Source organism: Bradyrhizobium sp. 25ACV (genome assembly GCF_054863005.1).
Genome location: NZ_JAVAYO010000039.1, coordinates 1 through 506 on the forward strand (window position 1 = coordinate 1; position 506 = coordinate 506).

Below are 506 nucleotides of genomic sequence, written 5' to 3' on the forward strand. Positions count from 1 at the left end.
GCGAACTCGAACCCGTTCATGTCGGGCATCTCGATGTCGGTCAGGACCACGTCGAAGCTCTGGGCGCGCAGTGCCGCTAAGCCCTCCTGCGCGGTCGGTGCGGTGCGGACGCGGTAGCCGGCGGCCTTGAGGACGGGCGCCAGCATGTTGCGGAAGAAGGCTGAATCGTCGACCAGCAGCACCGACTGCGAGTGCATCGACGGCTTCATCTCCTTGCGGGTGAACCAGTCGGCGAACGCCATGGGGAGGAAGTGGCCGACGTCGATCACCTCGGTGGCCTGGCCCTTGATCACGGCCGAGCCGAGGATGCCGGAGGCGGAGCCGCCGACCTCGATGTTGAGCCGTTCCTCGACGATGTCGATGATCTCGTCGACGACGAGGCCCATGGAGCGGCCGTCGTCGGCGAACACCAGGATCGGCTGGGCGCCTTGGCTCGCGATGGTGACGCCTTCCATGGCAACGAGTGGCATCAGCTGCTCGCGGTATTGCACCATGTAGCGGCCGTT

General features: G+C 66.0%; 1 protein-coding gene. It reads right to left on the reverse strand.

What is annotated here, in order from left to right; all coding sequences use genetic code 11:
• Positions 1-506 (reverse strand): response regulator (locus RAD04_RS38465; protein WP_461627939.1); only part of this gene is annotated, 506 nt, incomplete at both ends.